This is a genomic window from uncultured Veillonella sp. (assembly GCF_934190855.1).
Lineage (GTDB): Bacteria > Bacillota > Negativicutes > Veillonellales > Veillonellaceae > Veillonella.
The window spans coordinates 1-20,065 of sequence record NZ_CAKPTN010000015.1 but is presented as its reverse complement, the minus strand read 5'-3'; the positions used below and the strand labels follow the sequence as shown (position 1 = coordinate 20,065).

20 protein-coding genes and 1 tRNA gene are annotated in these 20,065 nt (G+C 37.6%); 2 read left to right on the top strand and 19 right to left on the bottom strand.

Annotated features, from left to right (window positions below):
• Window positions 1-13: 13 nt before the first annotated feature.
• The 9 genes from Q0F90_RS01965 to Q0F90_RS01925 form a co-directional block, all read right to left on the bottom strand.
• Window positions 14-1,111 carry a S1C family serine protease gene (locus Q0F90_RS01965; RefSeq protein ID WP_296002824.1) on the bottom strand — a complete coding sequence of 366 codons (1,098 nt, stop codon included), beginning with the start codon at window positions 1,109-1,111 and terminating at the stop codon, window positions 14-16.
• Between the two features lie 462 nt (window positions 1,112-1,573).
• Window positions 1,574-2,263, bottom strand: coding sequence for a response regulator transcription factor (locus Q0F90_RS01960; protein ID WP_004693664.1), 690 nt, complete (start codon window positions 2,261-2,263; stop codon window positions 1,574-1,576).
• The gene (locus tag Q0F90_RS01955; protein ID WP_296002821.1) at window positions 2,260-3,600 is read right to left on the bottom strand and encodes a sensor histidine kinase KdpD; all 1,341 of its coding nucleotides are present in this window, start codon (window positions 3,598-3,600) and stop codon (window positions 2,260-2,262) included. The genes Q0F90_RS01960 and Q0F90_RS01955 overlap by 4 nt, the downstream gene beginning before the upstream one ends.
• A 429-nt stretch (window positions 3,601-4,029) precedes the next feature.
• Complete coding sequence (locus tag Q0F90_RS01950) at window positions 4,030-5,382, bottom strand: pyruvate carboxylase subunit B (protein ID WP_296002818.1); 1,353 nt, start codon at window positions 5,380-5,382, stop codon at window positions 4,030-4,032.
• A gap of 544 nt (window positions 5,383-5,926) precedes the next feature.
• The gene (locus tag Q0F90_RS01945; RefSeq protein ID WP_296002817.1) at window positions 5,927-6,253 is read right to left on the bottom strand and encodes a hypothetical protein; all 327 of its coding nucleotides are present in this window, start codon (window positions 6,251-6,253) and stop codon (window positions 5,927-5,929) included.
• On the bottom strand, window positions 6,240-7,412 hold the full coding sequence (locus Q0F90_RS01940; protein ID WP_296002815.1) for a glycosyltransferase family 9 protein: 1,173 nt from the start codon (window positions 7,410-7,412) through the stop codon (window positions 6,240-6,242). The genes Q0F90_RS01945 and Q0F90_RS01940 overlap by 14 nt, the downstream gene beginning before the upstream one ends.
• Window positions 7,413-7,481: 69 nt before the next feature.
• The gene (locus Q0F90_RS01935) at window positions 7,482-8,429 is read right to left on the bottom strand and encodes a hypothetical protein (RefSeq protein WP_296002813.1); all 948 of its coding nucleotides are present in this window, start codon (window positions 8,427-8,429) and stop codon (window positions 7,482-7,484) included.
• A gap of 8 nt (window positions 8,430-8,437) precedes the next feature.
• Window positions 8,438-9,376: a phosphodiester glycosidase family protein gene (locus Q0F90_RS01930; protein ID WP_296002811.1), complete on the bottom strand. Its 939-nt coding sequence runs from the start codon at window positions 9,374-9,376 to the stop codon at window positions 8,438-8,440.
• Between the two features lie 11 nt (window positions 9,377-9,387).
• Window positions 9,388-10,200 (bottom strand): polysaccharide deacetylase family protein, encoded by an 813-nt coding sequence (locus tag Q0F90_RS01925; protein WP_296002808.1) that lies wholly within the window; start codon window positions 10,198-10,200, stop codon window positions 9,388-9,390.
• A 240-nt stretch (window positions 10,201-10,440) separates the two neighbouring features.
• Here Q0F90_RS01925 and Q0F90_RS01920 point away from each other — a divergent pair, with 240 nt between their 5' ends.
• On the top strand, window positions 10,441-11,232 hold the full coding sequence (locus Q0F90_RS01920; protein WP_296002807.1) for a carbon-nitrogen family hydrolase: 792 nt from the start codon (window positions 10,441-10,443) through the stop codon (window positions 11,230-11,232).
• A gap of 191 nt (window positions 11,233-11,423) precedes the next feature.
• Here Q0F90_RS01920 and Q0F90_RS01915 read toward each other — a convergent pair whose 3' ends face one another.
• The 7 genes from Q0F90_RS01915 to Q0F90_RS01885 form a co-directional block, all read right to left on the bottom strand.
• Entirely contained in the window at window positions 11,424-11,636 is a 213-nt protein-coding gene (locus Q0F90_RS01915) for a hypothetical protein (protein ID WP_296002804.1), read from the bottom strand.
• Between the two features lie 10 nt (window positions 11,637-11,646).
• Entirely contained in the window at window positions 11,647-11,913 is a 267-nt protein-coding gene (locus tag Q0F90_RS01910; RefSeq protein ID WP_296002802.1) for a type II toxin-antitoxin system RelE/ParE family toxin, read from the bottom strand.
• On the bottom strand, window positions 11,903-12,124 hold the full coding sequence (gene relB, locus Q0F90_RS01905) for a type II toxin-antitoxin system RelB family antitoxin (RefSeq protein WP_009352129.1): 222 nt from the start codon (window positions 12,122-12,124) through the stop codon (window positions 11,903-11,905). Before relB ends, Q0F90_RS01910 begins: the two co-directional genes overlap by 11 nt.
• Window positions 12,125-12,509: 385 nt before the next feature.
• Window positions 12,510-13,253 carry a phosphate ABC transporter ATP-binding protein gene (locus tag Q0F90_RS01900; RefSeq protein ID WP_296002801.1) on the bottom strand — a complete coding sequence of 248 codons (744 nt, stop codon included), beginning with the start codon at window positions 13,251-13,253 and terminating at the stop codon, window positions 12,510-12,512.
• Complete coding sequence (locus tag Q0F90_RS01895) at window positions 13,253-14,071, bottom strand: PstA family ABC transporter permease (RefSeq protein WP_296002799.1); 819 nt, start codon at window positions 14,069-14,071, stop codon at window positions 13,253-13,255. Before Q0F90_RS01895 ends, Q0F90_RS01900 begins: the two co-directional genes overlap by 1 nt.
• On the bottom strand, window positions 14,058-14,939 hold the full coding sequence (gene pstC / locus Q0F90_RS01890; RefSeq protein WP_296002797.1) for a phosphate ABC transporter permease subunit PstC: 882 nt from the start codon (window positions 14,937-14,939) through the stop codon (window positions 14,058-14,060). Before pstC ends, Q0F90_RS01895 begins: the two co-directional genes overlap by 14 nt.
• Before the next feature lie 57 nt (window positions 14,940-14,996).
• Window positions 14,997-15,887, bottom strand: a complete 891-nt coding sequence (locus tag Q0F90_RS01885; protein ID WP_296002795.1) for a phosphate ABC transporter substrate-binding protein — start codon at window positions 15,885-15,887, stop codon at window positions 14,997-14,999.
• Between the two features lie 312 nt (window positions 15,888-16,199).
• On the opposite strand from Q0F90_RS01885, the gene Q0F90_RS01880 reads away from it, so the two are divergent.
• Window positions 16,200-17,570 (top strand): phosphoglycerate transporter PgtP, encoded by a 1,371-nt coding sequence (locus Q0F90_RS01880; protein ID WP_296002793.1) that lies wholly within the window; start codon window positions 16,200-16,202, stop codon window positions 17,568-17,570.
• Between the two features lie 93 nt (window positions 17,571-17,663).
• On the opposite strand, the gene Q0F90_RS01875 is transcribed toward Q0F90_RS01880, so the two are convergent.
• The 3 genes from Q0F90_RS01875 to Q0F90_RS01865 form a co-directional block, all read right to left on the bottom strand.
• Window positions 17,664-18,293: a DUF4178 domain-containing protein gene (locus Q0F90_RS01875; RefSeq protein ID WP_296002791.1), complete on the bottom strand. Its 630-nt coding sequence runs from the start codon at window positions 18,291-18,293 to the stop codon at window positions 17,664-17,666.
• Window positions 18,294-18,376: 83 nt separating this feature from the next.
• On the bottom strand, window positions 18,377-19,831 hold the full coding sequence (locus tag Q0F90_RS01870) for a hypothetical protein (protein WP_296002789.1): 1,455 nt from the start codon (window positions 19,829-19,831) through the stop codon (window positions 18,377-18,379).
• Between the two features lie 81 nt (window positions 19,832-19,912).
• Window positions 19,913-19,998 (bottom strand) — tRNA-Leu (locus tag Q0F90_RS01865).
• Between the last annotated feature and the right edge of the window lie 67 nt (window positions 19,999-20,065).

Here is a 20,065-nt window from a genome sequence, read left to right as displayed (position 1 = left end):
AAATAGAATTTGCTTATTTAGAAGCGGCTTGTCCTAATTTAACTTGTGTGCTCTTCATTTTCCCATTATGAGTATAGGATACCAAAATTGTATCACCAGGTTTCTTAGCATCAATTTGCTCTTTTAATTCAACTAATGTAGTAATATCTTTACCATCAACTTGAGCAATTGTATCACCTTCTACTAAGCCGGCTTGTGCTGCAGGGCCTGTAGAGTCTAATTGTACAATAAGAAGACCTTCCCCTTCATAGCTCACATTATTGCGCGCTGCTGTTTGACGATCCACAGCCCATACACCAATGTACGGACGGACTACCTTACCATTTTTAATGATAGAATCAACAATAGTCATAGCAGAGTTAATCGGAATGGCAAAGCCCATGCCTTCAATACCTTCTTTTGAAATTTTAGAGCTATTAATACCGATTAATTCACCATCCGCATTGATGAGAGCACCACCAGAGTTACCTGGGTTGATCGCTGCATCAGTTTGAATCAATGGGAAACGTTGACCTTGTTCATCGATAGTACGTGCTAAAGCACTGATAACGCCAGATGTAACAGAACCTTTAAATTCAAGCCCCAATGGATTACCAATAGCAATAGCAGGCTCACCAACTTGTACTGAATCAGAGTCACCGATTTTAATTGGCTTAATATCTTTAGGAGGTTTAATTTTAACAACAGCCAAATCTGTTTGTGAGTCAGTACCAATAACGGTGCCTGTTACAGTAGAGCCGTCAGATAATGATACGGTAACTTCACCATTTTTAGCACCTGCTACAACATGGTTATTCGTTACAATATGTCCTTCATTATCTATAAGTACACCAGATCCAACACCTTCACCAGCATAGATGGTACGGTTAAAGATATCCTTTTGGAACACCTTTGTAGTAATCCCTACCACCGCTGGACCAGATTCTTTAACGGCTTGCACTACGTAAGTATTGCGGGTTTCAGTAATTGGTTTAGTTTGTTTTGTTTGTTCTCTTACCGTCGTTTGTTGTGTACCAGCAGGGCTACCAAAGAAATAATAGCCACCGCCTACACCAATGCCCAAAGCAAGGATACAAGCAATGACGGTTTTCTTATATTTTGAAAATTCCATGTATCTCCTTTTTCTATTGTCTTACATTATTTTACAGAGTATCTCAAGAATCAATTTTATAAAATTGATTTTGATGAACCTATTATAGTCCTCTAGCATTCACAATGCAAGCTAACAATTTAACATACTCAAAAAAACATAAAGGGCATTCACTAGCCGTCGCTAACGAATGCCCTTTATGCATATAGTTTGAGAGTGTAAGGACTGTTGAGAGAGAGAGTATATATGTTCTAGATAAGCTTGAGAGAGAACTTATTAAGAGAGAGAAGTTTAGTTTTTACTTATCTAGAATCAATTCAGCCTTACCTAAATAAGTATACATGGAATATCTAAACTATCAAAGGAAGTATATAAACAATTTTTAAATCTTTGATTATATCTATATAATAATTTCTCTACAAACTCATATTTAATCAACAGCCACGAATAACGTGAGTATAATGTGAATACCCATTTCGGTTATTAAACAAATTTATAACCTACCCCCCAAACTGTAATAATATGCTTACTATCGGATGGATTATCTTCAATTTCTTCACGTAAACGATTGATGTGTACCGCTACCGTAGCATAGTCACCATAGGAATCAAGGCCCCATACGCGAGAATATAATTCTTCTTTGCTGAATACGATATCGCGGTTACGCATCAAGAATTCTAATAATTGGAATTCTTTCTTTTTAAGATGAACTTCTTTTTCGTTCACCCATACTTTCATCATCTTAGGATCAAGGCGAATTTCACCGGATTGAATTGCATTAGTTTCCATTGCATCGCGCTCTGTTAAACGTTTATATTGCGCCAACATAGCTTTGATCTTTGCAATCAATACAGATGGAGAGAATGGTTTTTCAATATAGTCATCGGCGCCTACTCCTAAGCCACGGATTTTGTCGATATCATCAAGACGAGCAGTTACCATAACGATTGGCACGCGAACTTTGTCACGAATTTGACGGCAAACTTCAAAGCCATCCATTTCTGGCAACATAACATCAAGGATGATAAGATCTACAGGAGTATTCAAAGCTGCTTCAATACCATCTGTACCATTAGTCATAATAGTTACATCGTAGCCTGCCACCATTAAATAATCACGTTCAATATTGGCAATATCCAAATCGTCTTCAATAATTAAGATATGTTCACTCATGATTCTTCTCCTTGTTTAGGAAATTCTAATATAATACGTAGACCATGTGGTCTTACATTTTCAATCACAACTCGGCCTTCAAAGATTTCCATAATTCGACGAATAATAGATAATCCTAGACCACTACCTTCTTGCGGGTTCGTACGAGACGAATCTACACGGTAGAACGGGCGCATCAGACGTTCTAAAGATTCTGGTGGTACCCCTGGACCATCATCACTGATGACACAGTATACAAAATCATCATCACTAGTTACATCAATAATACAATGCCCTAGATCAGCCATTTTGTATTTAGCACTATTATTCAACACATTTTGTAACACACGTTGTAATAATTGTGGGTTTGCATTGATGAAAGCAGTTTCCGTAGCAATGCGAGCCTTAATTTCAAGGCCTCTCGATTGATACGGAGCTAAATGATCCTCTACAAAGTCCCGCACATACTGACCTAGTTCAATTCGTTCAGATGGTCGAGATTCTTTTTTGTAGTTCAATGTAGTAATGAGGAATAATTCCTCTAACATCGAGTCTAAATCATTGGCGCGCTTCAAAATGATACCCATGTATCGTTTTTGTTGCTCTTCTGTTGGTGCAATACCATCACGAACACCTTCTGCATAAGCTTTAATTGCAGTCAATGGCGTTCGTATATCATGGGATATACCAGCGAGCAATTCTTTTTGCTGCTCTTGTTCCATTTCGATCTGACGATTTGCCATTTCTAATGATTTTGTCATATTCTTAACGTGAATCATGATAAACCGAGTAACAAATCGGTTGATTGCAAAGAATGTAACAATAAAGAGCAATATAGCAACTACAATAATATAGAAGGATACAGATTCCATCAAGCTATCACTACCATGGGTAGCACGCTTAATAGCAATATGATATACGTAGGCATGACGCCCATCGTATTTTCGCATTTCATAGACGAAAGTATTATTGGACTGATATACAATGCCCTGTAATTCAGGGTTTACATCAATAAGACCAACGATAGCAGATGCACTATAGATTTGTGGATTACCATAGCTATACACCATGTTCCCTTGATCTAGTACCTCTACATATACTTCCTTTGGATCGAGTAGACTATAGCTAGGTTTGACCAAGCTATCTATTAAATTGTTTTCCAACCCATAAAAGGTAATTGTCTCAGTGATTCGACTGACACTTTTAAACTGTTGTTCCTGCTCAATACGCAAATAGTAACCGGCATTAGCCAATATGCGCAAACCTGTAAAATATAGCAAGAATAAGATTATTGCTATTAAGATAGGTACAACAAAGAGCACAACATTGGATATCCAAATCCGTATTTGTAAATTCACAGGGTTACCTCAATATCATAAATAGTAGATACTTCTTATAGTTTACGCTATTTTTAACAGTTAAAGCAAGTAAAATAGGCAAAAATACAATATAATTTTCACATTTCTTTCATCGTCAGTTTATAATTGGTAGATTATACAAGGGTTCCTCGCCCCTTTTAGTATCTAATATTTTTCACATAGTATATATTTTCACACGCATCCGGGTATCTTGTGTCATCCTAAATCTCAGTATTTACTTATATTAAGAACTTGAAAATTAAGTACAATTAATAGAATATTCTCTGTACTTTTTATAAAAACTCTAAATTATAAAATATAAAACAACTATTGAAATTCTTCACTTTATAAATCTAAACGCAAAAATAAGATTCCTAAATTTAAACGCAAAAAAAGAGGATTCCTAAGAATCCTCTTTTAGAGTTTGGATTAACGACGGTTAGCTTCGAAGAAGTTAATAGCAACTTCTGGGAACATAGCGTAAGTCAATACGTCTTCGTCAGTGATACCATTGTAGCCTTTTGTAGCTAAATCTTGACGGTAACCTTCCAATTCAGGTTCGATAAGATCTGCTGGACGGCAAGTGATAGGTTGTTCATCACCAATGATAGTTTGACGGATTTCGTCAGAAATAGTACCAGGCAACGCACCGTATTTACCGCGTACAAGGTCTTTAACTTCGTTAGGAACCATTTTATAACGGTCGCCCATCATAACGTTCATCATAGCCATTGTACCAACGATTTGAGAAGTTGGAGTTACCAATGGAGGATAACCCAAGTCAGCACGTACGCGTGGCATTTCATCCATAACGTCGAAGAAACGATCGCCCATACCCATTTCGTTCAATTGGTTTTGAGTATTGGACAACATACCGCCAGGAATTTGGTAACGACGAACTGCTGGGATTACATCACTAGCTGGTTTCAAGTTAAATTCTTCAGCGATTTGTTGTTTAACTTTACGGAAGTGGTCAACTAATGGAATGAATTTATCAAGGTCAAGACCAAGATCATATTCAGTACCTTTGAACATTTCGATCATAGTTTCAGTAGCTGGTTGGCTAGTTGCATGAGCGAATGGGGAGATAGCAGTATCGATGATATCTACGCCAGCTTTAGCAGCTTCCCAGTATGTAGTGCTTGCAAGACCGCAAGTGAAATGGCTGTGCAAGTCGATTGGCAATTCGCCGAAACGGTTTTTGAAAGTGGAAACCAAATCATATGCATCAGCAGGGCCCAACAAACCGGACATATCTTTGATACAAAGGGAATCAGTACCCATTTCTACCAAAGTTTCAGCTACTTTCAAGAAGCTTTCAGTTGTGTGAACTGGAGAAATTGTGTATACCATAGCGGATTGAACGTGTGCACCAGCTTTTTTGGAGTACTTAATAGCAGCTTCCATGTTGCGTGGGTCATTCAATGCGTCGAAGATACGGATACGGTCAATACCGTTTTTAACAGCTGCACTACAGAATGCTTCTACTACATCATCAGAGTAGTGTTTGTAGCCCAATAAGTTTTGACCACGAAGTAACATTTGTAATGGAGTGTTTTTCAAATTGGATTTCAATTTGCGAAGGCGTTCCCATGGATCTTCATTCAAGAAACGAAGACAGCTATCATAAGTAGCGCCGCCCCAACACTCAAGAGCTTCGTAACCGATTTCGTCTAAAAGACCAAGTACTGGTTCCATTTGCTCATAACGCATGCGTGTTGCCAAAATAGATTGATGACCGTCGCGAAGAACGGTTTCGCAAATTCTTAATTTTTTAGCCATGTTAATCCTCCAAATCGAAATAGTCTGTGTATGTAAATTTATACATACATCAAACAACTATCTCATACCTATTTTTTTACGATTTTTTTGATGTCTGCTCACACAAGCCAAACACTCTATAAATCGTTAAGACATACTTATATTAGACTACTTATAAAATTCTTTGTCAACAACTATATTATGCTATTTACTCATAAATTCATGTGCCTAAAGATGATTTTTTCGTGATGAAAATCACAAAAAACTACAGAAGAGCTAGAGTTTAGCGTGTATGTTTAATCAAATCTATTTCTCTGTAATTGCTCTTTTTAATGAGAAACCAAAAATTATACCGTAATAATTTTTAGTTATTATTAAAAAGCTGTCAAACTATATCGGTATTTATAAATGTAGTAATTCGATAAACATCGGTACACTTATAAGCTTATCAATTTTATTGATAATACACCCCACTACAACAATTACATAAATATACAAAAGAACCTGTCCATTTATGGACAGGTTCAGGTTTATTCTTAATTTTTAATATTCTTTATTATACAAATTATTTTTCAGGTTTAACCTTTTTAGGAGCCGTTTCAAGAACGATATTCTTACCATCTCTTTTAACTTGAATAGAGAAAGCACCTTCGCCTTCTTTGAAGTACTCCATCTTGATGTCGAGAAGCATTTTACCAATCATAGTCTCCACTTTTTCAGTTAAGAACTCACGATAAAAAGCATCTTCCTTTTGCTTTGGACTTTGATGAACTACAGGCTTTTTAGCTGCCCGTTCCATATCAAGCATAGTATCTTCAAAATTATCTGTATCTTTAAAGTTTTTCAACATATCCGCATCGGATAAACCTTTTTGAATTTTAAACTTTGCCATTTCTATCTCCTATCAACTCGAAAATTGCCTTTTTAACACGTACTGGTTCAATGCCAGACATACAATATTGGGCGGGCTTAGGACAGCGTCGTTTACGACAACCCAAACAATCTAATTCATCATTTACTAGTACTTTAAAATTACCCGTCAGCGGTCCCCACAGTTTTGGATCTGTAGGACCAAATAGTGCTACTACAGGTTTATTCAGAGCCAACGCAATGTGTAATGAACCTGTATCAGCTGTAACTATTACGTCGCAGCTTTCAATTAAGGCACCTACCTCTTGAAGTGTCGTTTTACCTAGCATATTCAGCATGATATTATCAATGCTCTCTGCTGCCAAGGTATCCATCAACGGTTTATATTGAGTAGCCTCTTTAGGCCCCCCTAAACAAACAAAATTTGCTCTGTACTGAAGGGATTTAATAAGGGAATACCATTTCTCCTGTGGCCATTCTTTCGTCGCCCAAGACGTCCCCAAGACCAGTCCCATACGGAGAGGTTTTTCTACTGCTCCACGATTTAAAGACGTATGATTATCAATGGTTTCCCACTTTTCTTCTGCCCAAGCATGTAGCTTCGATGGTACATAGAAATCCATATGATACAGTTTCTTAGCACTACCGCTATTTAATGTTTTATGTTCCAGAGCACTATCAACAGATTTAAGAGGTGTATCTAAATCAACTTGCTTATCAACAGCCTCTTTTAAAAGTTGTGCCACCTCTACATATCGCTTAATTACATGGTCTGTACTTGGCTTTGTTTTAAAGTTTGTAAACAGCCAATTTAACTCTTTTGTACCACCTAGTCCTAAGCGAATAGGCGCACCAGAAGCCAATAGAACAAGACCGGTTATCAGTCGACCTTGCACATCAACTGCTACATCAAATTTGTAGGGCTCTAACTTAGCCTTCAATTCCCACCACATGCGCCACATCGTCGGGATATGCAGTTTTTTAGAATGTGCCTCGTATTCATCCCGTTCCCAAGGGATAATTTCATCTACATAGGGGTTTCCTTCTAACAGCTCTACCATGCTAGGCGTTACAATCCAATGTAGCTTGGCATCTGGATACTGTTCTTTGATCCAGCGCGCCGCAGGTGTAGCATGCAGTATATCCCCAATGTAACTAAGGCGTACAAATAATATATTCATAGATATCCTTATGGTACATACTATAATAGGAATAAAGCCTTTATAATGAAGCATTATAAAGGCTTTTTCTTAAGATTTCTTTTTACTATCACTAGTGTCAGATGATTTAGAAGATGTGTCGTCTTCTGTCACCTTTTTAGTTTCTTCACTACCATTCTTGATGATGTCTTTTACTTCAGACAATTTTAATTCATTGAAAGTAGTAGGATGATTGTATTTGTAAACTGGTTTGAAACCTACACCTAATTTGCCGGTATAAACAGTCAATGCATTATTGTCCTCATCAACACGAGCAATGTAGATTGTCTTATCTGTATCAACACCAATTAAGCGGAAACGCCCTGGTGGGTTGATAACACGCCAGCCACCTTCGATACCATTAAACATAAAGATATCGCCAGTTTTAACATTATCGTAGAAGAAGTTATCTTCATCGTAGAAGACGCCGATATGACCGATATCCGTAGCTTGCATGTATACGCGACGCGTATCGTAGTTAGCATCGGTACGATAAATACGATATACATGTTCTTGAACTTTTACCTTCATATACACTACGTTTGTCGCTTCAGAATACGCAGCATCTACGATTTTACTACCTTTCGGTAAATCTTCAAGCTTAGTATCTACTTCGTGTTCTGGATCATCTGCATTGAGGCGAGCCATAACAACATCGCGAGAGTCATATAAGCCCATGATGGCATAGTTACGGTCTGGCATCCAGTTGAAGTAACTAATAGAACGACCTTTCAAATCTATCGTGGTAGGCTTACTTTCATTAGCCTTGTAGATTTTTAAAGAATTTTCTGTAACAACCGCCATGAATTGACGGTCATAGGATACATATTTAGTGCCTTCCTTTACATCAGGGAAGTTTTTAGTATCATCTTTTGATGCACCTGCTACGTTAAATTCCGTAGTCGGTGCAAACATATATTGATCAAGGTATAAGTATATACCACCTTGCAGAAGAATACCTACCGCAAAGGCGCTCAGTACACGCGTAAAAGGTTTCATTTGTCCTCCTATTTCACGATAAACGCCGTTGGGATCATGCGTTCCCCTAACAAATCGGCTGGTTTGTTCACAACTTTACCATTGAGGTATAAGGTAGAACTGGAACCACCATCTAAATTCGCTGCAATGTAGCAACCTTTTTCAAAGAGAATATCTTGTACGTCACGCAAGGTAGCACCAATAGAGTAACCCGGTTGACGACCATCGATTACGAGGAATAGTACTGTACCGTCTTTCTTTTGACCGATAGCAGTACGTGGGCCTACGCCCCAACCACCATCACCTTCAGTAATCATCTTCTTACCATCGACGATAAGAGGTGGACCAAAGGTAATCCCTTCCATGGCTTTCATGTCAGTTAGTTGAGTTTTATCATAGTTACCAGCAATAAGGTTACCGGATTTAGAGAAACCTACAAAGTCTACATCTTCATCAGGGCCTACATCCTTACCGATAATGTACTCCCCTTCATGCAAGATAAAGCCATACGGTAAACGACCTGTACCAGTACCATTTGGATCATGGAAACCACCGCCGTTAATAGCAGCTACCGCATTATTCATTTTAGCAATATTACTTGTAGTATCGCCTTTTTCTTGAATGTTAGCTGCTGTACCTACTTGAATACGGCGAGGGTCTGGAATTTCTAAAATATAGCCTACATAACGAGCAGACTGGATTTTTTCAAGGTTCAAAGACTTGTCTTCACGCGCATTAAACTTGAACAAATCTTGGCTTTTAACAACCCCAACAGTCCCCAAGATAGATTGCAATTCTTCTTCATTGAACAGCCACGTAATGTAATGAGGATGACGAGATTGTAAGATCGCACCAATAACGGCACGCTTTACATTATTAAATGGTCCAAAGAGCACCACGAATGGTGAGGTTACAACGGTAAATAAGAACACCATAATGATGAACTTTACCCAATTCTTTTTGAACAATGTATTTCTCCTTATAAATCAGTGAAATGCTCGGTGCTAATGCGTTCTTCAAAATGCTTGATATCTACCGCATTACCTACCCAAACACGCAAAATATTATATGGATTATCACCGGTATGAGCCCAGCCAGATTTCATGGCCATCCCCATTTTTATACCAGCCTTTTTAGAAGCTGAATCGGTGAATTCATTTTTATCTCCATATGGATAGCAGAACCAAGGATTATCCTTGATGCCCACTTCTTTAGCCAGTGCTTCTTGAGCCTTTTTGATATTTTCAATTTGTTTCTCTTCGGATAATTGGCCCATTTCTACATGTTGGAAACCATGGTTAGAAATAGTGATGCCATTTTTGTGCATTTCACGCACTTGATCCCAAGTTAAACGGGTTCCAATATCGCCAGGGTTGATAAATACAGTGGCCGGGAATCCATATTCTTTCATGAGTGGATATACGATTGTATATGTATCTGCATAACCGTCATCAAAGGTTAAAACAACTGGCTTTTCAGGTACTGCAGCACCATTTACAACGTATTCATACAATTGGTCCATCGTCAATGGATTATAGCCATTATCCTTGAGGAACTTCATTTGCTCTCTGAATAGATCCTCACGAATAACCGCATCATTATCTTTATCGTCGCCGATTTTATGATACATAAGGACAGGAATGCCCGATGGATGTACCATCTTAACTTCTTTTACTTCTTTTACAGGTGGCGATGAGCTAGTAGGCTCTGTTTTTTGTGAAAGTAATCCACAGCCTGCCACAAGCATTGCCAATGCCACAACTAATAGTGTTACTAACGGAATCCGTTTCATAGGTCCTCCTCTATCAGAACACAATTATATACAGAATATTATAACATTTCTATGAAGAATAGTAAAAACTCCACCCCATATACGTATAGCGAAAACAGATGATTTATAACCTAAAGAGATATATCATGTAAAACACCTTTAACTATACTTTATGTTGTAATCTAGAATAGAATGCTTTAATATTCTAATTATAATACAAATCACTAAAATTATATGCTTCTAATTGACAAAGGATTTGCCATGAAAAAACGCTTAACCCTCATACAAATGGACGTTCACGTAAATGACGTAGAATACAACTACAATCGCGTCCAAGAGTTACTCACTCAATCACTTACAGAAAATCCTGATATTATTGTTTTACCTGAAACTTGGAATACAGGCTTTCATCCATCTGATGATTTAATTACGATTGCCGACAGAAATGGAGAAAGAACAAAATCATTGCTCAGTACCTTTGCAAAAGAGCACAAGGTGAATATCGTAGGCGGCTCTGTAGCTGTGGCAAAAGATGATTTAGTGTTCAATACCTCTTATGCTTACAACCGTGAAGGTGCCCTCGTAGGTGAATATTCCAAAATGCACGGTTTTAGCCCCGCTAAAGAAGATAAATACTTTGCTAGCGGTACTCATACCACACATTTTGAACTGGACGGGATTCCTTGTAGCACGGTCATCTGTTACGACATTCGTTTCCCTGAGCTGGTGAGAATGGCTGCATTACCAGGTACAGAATTATTATTTGTTCCTGCTCAATGGCCTACGATGCGTTTGCGTCACTGGCAAGTATTAAATGAAGTACGAGCTATTGAAAACCAATTATTCCTTTGCGCGGTCAACGGATGCGGTACTATTGGACGCGTTCAGAGCACAGGCCACTCCGCAGTTTATGATCCATGGGGTACAAACCTGCTCGAGATGGACACTAACGAAGGCATTGCCTCCGTAGATATCGACCTCACCGTAGTCGAAGATATCCGTAACAAGATTAATATCTTTAGAGATCGAAAACCTGAACTCTATAACCTATAACCTATAACCCATAACAAAAAATACATAATAAAGGCACATTGTTTTAACTACCATCTTAAATAATTCATTCATAGATGGTCTGTGCATAAAACAATGTGCCTTTTTATTTTTAGTGTGCTGTATGCAGGGAATAAATTACCCTTGTTTGCTCTGGATTAACGGCCATTCCTACAATAGGATTCATTCGATACTTAAAACTCAATAAGCTTCCACATATCTTCTGGAACTTGTTCTAGAGGTTTATTTTTTGACATAGCTTCTTTTAGGATATCAATGGTGTCTTGTACTTCTTGTTTATCCTTTGTATTTGGATCGTGGAGAACGACACGGTTCAACGAGTCTTGTCCAAATTGTTTTAAGTATTCTTTTTCTACTTGATTAAGTTCACGACGTAAGTATTTCATGGTATATCCTCTATTTGTAAATATCTTTTCGATGCCCCACTTCTAATGCTAAAATAACGCATCTATGGTCATTAATATCAGCAATGACTCTATAATTACCAATGTGATAACGCCAAAGCCCGGTCTTATTACCCGTCAATGATTTCCCTGAGTACCTAGGGTTTTCTACATTATCTACATTCTTTATGAGCCAATTAAAAAGATAGCGTTGCGTTGATTTATCGAGTTTAGAAAATTGCTTATCAAACCGTTTAGAAAACTCAAGTTTATAAGCCATATTTTGCACGCATTTCCGCTACAGAATAAGTAACAGGATCTTGCTCGTATTCTGCTAATGCTTTTTGACCTACCTTAAGATCAAATTCATCTTCAATCTTTTCTAGTAAAGCCTTCTTAAAGAGGGTAGAAAGTGTTTCATCCATAAACTCAGCATAGGTTTTAAATAACTCTTCTTCTTGTTCATTTAAACGGACTGAAATATTTGCCATATAAAAGCACCTCCTTATGTAATACATTGTATTACATAAGGAGGTCTTAGTCTATATTTTAAACTCGCAACCATCATTATTTTAATAAAAATTTATATTTATAATATTTATATTTTACATTGCTTATTAGATTATAAAGAAACAGGCTAACTCGTATTTTACATACAAAAAAGGCATACCGCCCTTCTCTCGTCTCTCAGCAGTACGCCTTTTTATGTATATAGTTACTCTCGAACTATATCATATGTCAGTCTGGCTTAACTCTCTCACAGTCCCTTAACGACACGCCAGTATGTCACCTATAATATACAATTTTAAACGAAATATGTCAACAGTTTATAGAAATTTTATCTTTAGATTTTATAGAAATATAAAAGTTTCAAGATTATCCACCAAAAGCCAAATAATCACGGGTTAATTCTTGTTGTGGATTAGAGAATAACTCCTCTGTAGGTCCCCACTCTACAACGCGGCCCTCATTCATAAAGACAGTGTAATCTGCAATACGACGAGCTTGTTGTAAGTTATGAGTAACAATAACAATCGTTTGTTTTGCTTTTAGCTCTGTTAGCAATGCCTCAATATGCAAGCTGTTTTTTATATCTAAAGCAGAGCATGGCTCATCAAAGAGCATGACTCGAGGATCTATGGTCAAGCTTCTTGCTATGCACAAGCGCTGTTGCTGACCACCAGACAAAGAACTTGCTAAGCGCTTTATATCGCCATTAATTTCGCTATATAATCCAGCCTGCTCTAAACATTGTACAGCTTTAGCCTTTCTATCTGCAGAGGATAACTCTTTATAATAATTAAGAGCAAATAACATGTTATCTTCAATGGTACCAGGAAATACGGTCGGTTGTTGTCCTATAAGACCGATTTGGCGACGTAGCATTTGCGGATCCATTGAGTCTATAGATAGACCGTCATAAATAATTTCTCCATTAGTGACTTTTTTTGGTGTCTGCAAGCTACCGTTAAGCGTAGTTAACAATGTACTTTTACCACAACCAGACGGCCCAATAACAGCCGTAATAGCATGTTCAGTAATAGGCAATGTTACGTGTTGCAAAATAGGATGCTCGTCAATGGACACCTCTATATTTTGAATATCTAATATCGTGCTCATCAAGACCGCCCTCCTATGTAGCGACAAATAATATTAATACAAAGTAATATAATCATCAACACAAAGGCTGTAGCATAGGCTAAGTCTATGGAATAACCTTCATTGACCAATATGTATAAATGATATGGCAAGGCCATAAATGGATCCGTTATATTCGGTATGGACCGCGTATATAATACGGCGCCAGTATACATAATCGGCGCAGTGGCCCCCATCGCATAGGCCGCCCCCAGGGCTATAGCGCTCAATCCGTCACGCATGGCACTAGGTATGACCATATGCATCCATATATAACTTGGTGAAAGCCCCATATTTAACGCCGCCTCATAAGTTTGACGAGGAAACTCTTGGAATACTTTTACTAGGCGCAACGCAATAAATGGAATTACCATTACCGTTAACGTAATCGACGCTGATAATAAACTTTTATCTATACCTAAATATAAAATGAGCACACTATAGCCAAATAAACCGATTAATACCGACGGCAATCCGGACATACAGCGTAGAGTAAATAAAAAGCATTCCGATTTCCAACGAGACATATTGCCATACACCATGTATAGAGCACAAGGAATACTGATTATAGCCGCCATAGAAGCCGTTAATAGGCCCTCTAACATACTACCGATTATAGCCGGAAATATGCCCCCGTCTACACCAAGCGGCATGCCTGCCGGATAGAGCCATAGGAAATCAAAGGTAATCAATGGTCCACCATGATACATGATATAGACACAAGCAGCGATGAGCATTCCCATAACTAGGACTAGACTGCCATAGGCCCAAGTAGCTAATGCAAAATTAGATAACTTCATGCTGGCCGTCCTTTCTAGTTTTCCAAGAATACAGATAGACTAGAACATTAGTCAGTATCAAGATAACAAGCAATACTAAAGCAGCCACATATAGTCCGCTATAATGCAAGCTATTGTACTCTACACTACCCATTTCAAGAGCAATAAGAGACGGAATCGGCTCCGCCTTACCCAGCAAATTAGGCAGAATTGGCGCATTCCCAACAACCATCATAACTGCCATGGTCTCTCCCATAGCACGAGAGAAGGCCAGAACAGAACTAAGAATAATAGAGCCTTTAGCACTAGGTAATACGATGGCTTTCATCGTATGCCACGGCGATATACCTAACCCCAAAGCCGTTTCTTCATAGCGCTGGCGGTAGGTTTCGATAGATTCCGTACAATGAGTCACAATATAAGGCAAAATCATAAAAGCTAATACAAGACTAGCTGATAAAACAGACTCACCAGTAGACAAAGAAAACATCGATTGAATGGCGGGAACCACTACGGCTAAACCGATAAAACCAACAATAACTGATGGTATACCGGCGATCATATCTATAGTAGATAAACAAAATTGACGAATACGCGGCGATACGCCTAGACTCAAGCCTACAGAGGTGCCAATCCCCAAGGGCAACGCCCATACCAAAGATAATAGCGATACATAGAGGCTAGCAGAAATAATATAGGACAGGCCTAACACAGGACTTTGTGCCATAGGCTTCCAGACTGTACCGGTTAGAATATCCGTCCAAGACATATGTAGCAAAGCAGGCCATGCCTCTATCGCCATATAGAGCACGAGCCCTATATATAAGGCGAGAACAGACACCGCCATAATCGGTACTATGCCAGACGTAACACGATCTGATAAATGCATAGACTCTCCTTTCACAAGAAAAAAGCAAGGCCGCAGCCTTGCTTTTATTCTATCTGATTAGTTTACAGGAACAAAGCCCATTTTATGAATAACTTTACGGCCTTCTTCAGACTTCAAGTATTTTGTGAAAGCGTCTGCTACGCCACCCATATTACCTTTACCTACGATAAGAAGCGGACGTTGAATCATGTAAGAACCATCAGTAATCGTTTCATCTGTTGGTGCAACACCATTAACTTTGAAAGCAACGATTTGGCCTTTGTTTTGACCTAACATACCATAAGATGCATAACCAATAGCATATGGATTTTCTTTAACTTTTGTTACAAGAGCGCCCATAGATGGAGCTTGGATAGCATCTTTAGTTACTTCTACAGAACCCATGATTTTTTGTTGGAATACTTCATGAGCACCGCCGCCAAGGTCACGTGTTACTACGATAATTTCTTGCTCAGGCAAAGATGAATCTACTTGATTCCAAGTTTTGTACTCGCCAGAGAAGATTTTAATAATTTCTTCTTTAGTTAGATTATCTTTCACTGCATATAAAGGATTTTCAGGATTTACTGCAATTGTTAAAGCATCAATACCTACTTTGATTTCGTTGTAATCTTTGATTTTTGCTTTTTCGCTGTCTTTTACTTCACGAGCTACTAAACCGAAGTCCGCAGTACCGTCGATAACGGCTTTAATGCCTGTACCAGAACCACCAGAGGATACGTAGATAGTAATATCTTTATCTGGTAAAGAACTATCTGCATGACTCCAAGTTTTATTCTTTTCTGTAAAATCTGTAGCGATCTTAGAAATAACTGGCGCCAATGTGGAGGAACCATTATATGTCAGTTGAGTAGACTGGGAACTTTGATTAGAACCACAACCTACAGTAATAAGCATAGCTGCACCAACACAAGCAGCAAGAATTGCGCGTTTAGTAAAGCCTTTCATATACAATCTCCTTAATATAAGTAATAGGATAATGATTATTTAATAACAGTATAATTATAACAAAACAAATCTATTGATTACAATATATCTTCAACACTATAGACTGCTGTATTTATGTAGTTCAAAAATCCTTATCATACCGAAAGTTATATTTATGCTACATACATTTTACTGCAACATAACTATATTATAAATTATTTTTATAATATTACCGCTTACTTTTGTGTTATAAATCATTTACATAATTTCTATATAAATGTTAGTATTATCAATGCAACAGGATTAAGTTATTAATAAAGAAAGGTAATAACTATGTTTTCATTTCTACAACCTAAAGAGGCAAAATCATCTGTACCTCAAAGTATGATTATGAATCTATACTATAAATACAGATTTCAATCTCTACTTGGTATTTTTATTGGTTATGCGGCGTATTATATCGTTCGTAACAACTTTGCCTTATCAACTCATTTCTTATCAGATATTCTCCATATGAGCAAAACAGAAATCGGTTTGCTATCTAGTGGTATGCTTATCGCCTACGGTTTAAGTAAAGGCTTTATGAGTAGTCTTGCAGACAAAGCAAGTCCTGCAAAATTTATGGCTTTCGGTCTTATTTGCTGTGCAATTATCAACATTTTCATGAGCTTTGCCGACAGCCTCGCCTTCTTCTTAGTATTAGTAGTTCTTAATGGTTTCTTCCAAGGTTTTGGTGTAGGCCCATCCTTCATTACTCTAGCGAAATGGTATCCAAAACAAGAACGCGGCCGTTATGGTGCAATTTGGAATATCTCACACAATCTTGGTGGCGGTATCGTAGCGCCAATCGTTGCGGCTGCACTATATTTCACTACTACAGATCATTGGCAATTAGGTAGCTATGGTATCCCTGCAATTATTGCCATAATTGTAGCCATCGCTATTTTCTTCTTAATCAAAGAAAGCCCTGAGCGTGAAGGCTTACCACCTACAAGCGAAATCATTGCGGATACTGCTCATAAAGCACATAGAAGCTCTGAAGCACCTCATATGAATACACGAGAAATTTTTGTAAAATATGTATTGAAAAACAAAAATGCTTGGTATGTATCATTAGTAGATACATTTGTTTACATGATTCGTTTCGGTATGCTTACTTGGCTTCCAATTTACCTATTACAAGTAAAAGGTTTCTCCAAAGCAGAGATGTCTGTAGCATTCTTATTCTTTGAATGGGCAGCTATACCTTCTACTATTTTTGCGGGTTACATTTCCGATAAATTCTTTAAAGGTTATCGTATGCCACCAGCAATCATTGCGGTGAGTATTATCTTCTTCTGTATCTTTGGTTATTGGCAAAGCGAATCCCTACTATGGGTTACATTCTTTGCTGCTATCGTAGGTTGTCTAATCTACATTCCTCAATTCCTAGCCTCTGTTCAAACCATGGATATTGTACCTCCATTTGCTGTAGGCTCCGCCGTTGGTCTTCGCGGTTTCATGAGCTACATTGTAGGTGCCAACCTCGGTACAACACTATTCGGTGTATTAGCTGACAAATTTGGTTGGAACGCAGGTTTCTATCTCTTATTGGTAGCATGTATTCTTTGTGTTACATTCTGTGTACTGGCTCACTTTGGTGCAAAAGAATTAGATGCTAAAGAAGCAGAACTCGAACAACTTCAACTAGCTGAAGCTAACTAATAACAACAAAATCCTAAGCAAACTAAAAAGGTAGTAACGTAGATATGTTACTACCTTTTGTTTTAGTATAGTGTGTCCCTGATTTTCTAGATGCTATCTTTTGAAGAGGACAAAAGCCACAATGATACCAATGATTATATTTCCACCTACTATATAAGGCCAGGTAAGGAAATTATGTATATCATTTAATATTTGTAGGTCAAATCTTGGCATAAAAATTAGTACGTTTGCCAAAATCCAAACGATAGGTCCTACGAACCTCATCTTCTTAACCGTATCCATTCTATCTTTAATAGTGTCGGTTGTCTCTACATTTTTTTCCACAGATACGTATTCTTTATTAATGTAAAAGCCTTTTGAATACTCCGTTTCAAAAGCCCATGCTTCAACAGAAAACGTAGCAGTACCATCAGCATTTTCATACTCTTTACATTTAGCAGTATCAGTAGTACCTACGTCCACCTCACCCCAAGTGCCCGTTACCATCTTATAACCACTATCTACGAGTTTCATATCTACGGGCTGTGCTTTACCACACAACTTGGAAAACTGGTACGCATCTCGCTTCTTATCCCAACGAAGCCAAAATGCCTTATTATTACTATGTTTAACTAGCTTATACTCATACCATATATGCCCATGAGTATCAATGTAGCGTATCTTGCCTAAGATCGTATATAAATCACTTCGGATACGCAGAGTCTCGCCATAATTAAATTTCATAATCTTCTCTCATATATAAGTTTACACACATAAATGTATAATATTAGTTACTAGGATTGTTGCTACGTTTTTGTTTATTATAATCAACCTTGTTGTAAGAAATAAATTATATAGTTTTTATCAGGACTGACCGCAGCACCTAACGAATATGGATGATTCCAACTTCCTCCAAAATCAAATACATACAATACATAATTATCCGGTATTTCTACCGAATCTTCATTAAATGACAATCTATGCAAGTACCGTTTCTGAAGTTTTCGATTCTCCTCTTCTGTATAGGTTGGATAGATTTTATCTTTAGACAATGTATTTCTATTTATTTCGCTAGGTTTTAATTTATCTCGCTCTGTTTCTACTCTTTTACGAGTTTCAAAATATCTATTATACTTTGAATCTCTATCTTCATCCGCAATTTGTACCTTATTAAATTCTGCTAGTACTTGATTTTCTAACTCATATATTTCATCTACAGCTCTATCAATAGGATTATCTAATTGCTCTTGTATAAATTTCCCCATCGGCACGGTTGTATTCTTTACAATCAGTATCGATCTTGGAATTAATGCAGACAGAGAATCTGCATAGGCCATATTCGAATCAATATATCGTTTAACATACACATTGGATGTATCAGATTTTGAAACAACTACTTTAGAGTTAGAAATAACTTCATCAATATATGGCTTTAATTGTTCCGGTGTACCACCAAAAGCAAGTTGTACATAAGCCCTACCTTGCAAAAAGCTAGGATTACCATGCATATGAATATTTTTAGCGAAACTTGGTATTTTCTTTGGAAATCCTGATGCAGTAGAAATTTCTTTGTAATCCTTTGGATTATTAATAGGATACTGAATCAAAGCTATAGGTTTAAAAAAGCTTTCCAAAGATTCTCTAATCTCAGCTTTAGTTCTAGCCGTATATAGGTCGTGTCCTTTCCCCTTATTTTTATCTAAATATTCTCGAACTTCCTTTTCATTTGCTTCATCCCGATCAGCACGAGTTCGATAATTTTTAGTATTAACAGGATTAGTTAGCTTAATTTCTCCTTTTCCATTCTTCTTCATATAAGGGCTCACAATGCGTAAGGGTTTGTTTCTACCTCCAATAAAATAACCTTGATTACGTGTTGATTCAGTATTATAATTTTTAATTTCTTTTAGCGCTTTTTCATCCTTATCATTGTAAAGTGGATCAAACGTTTTGTATTCACTTCCAAAATCGGGTTTTCCTGATGTTTTTAATTGTTTAGCAGCGTGCTCTTTCGCCTTCCTTTCTAATGTAATTTCATCTTCAATTGAAAGCTTTTTAGGGTTTATAGATTTATCTTTTATAACAGCTTTAAAAGCACCAGGAATAATCTCAGCAAATTCTAATTTCACAGGAGCTTTAGTTTGTGCAGGCTGATTTGACTTTGCATTATTTTTCAGTTCAGCACTGGTATTTGGGTTTATCTCGTCCACTGTTGCCGCTAAACTAAACTGACTAGATAATGCTAGTGAAAGCAACATCAAAACAAAATGTTTCTTATTCATTTCTCTCTCCTATATACACCTACAACTTTTAATGTTATAGCAAAAAGGACCTACAGTGAACTGTAGGTCCTTTTAATCTTATGGTGCGGTTGGAGGGACTTGAACCCTCACGAGCGTACGCTCACCACCCCCTCAAGATGGCGTGTCTGCCATTCCACCACAACCGCATGGAATACAAAATGGTGCCTCAGGACAGAATCGAACTGTCGACACACGGATTTTCAGTCCGTTGCT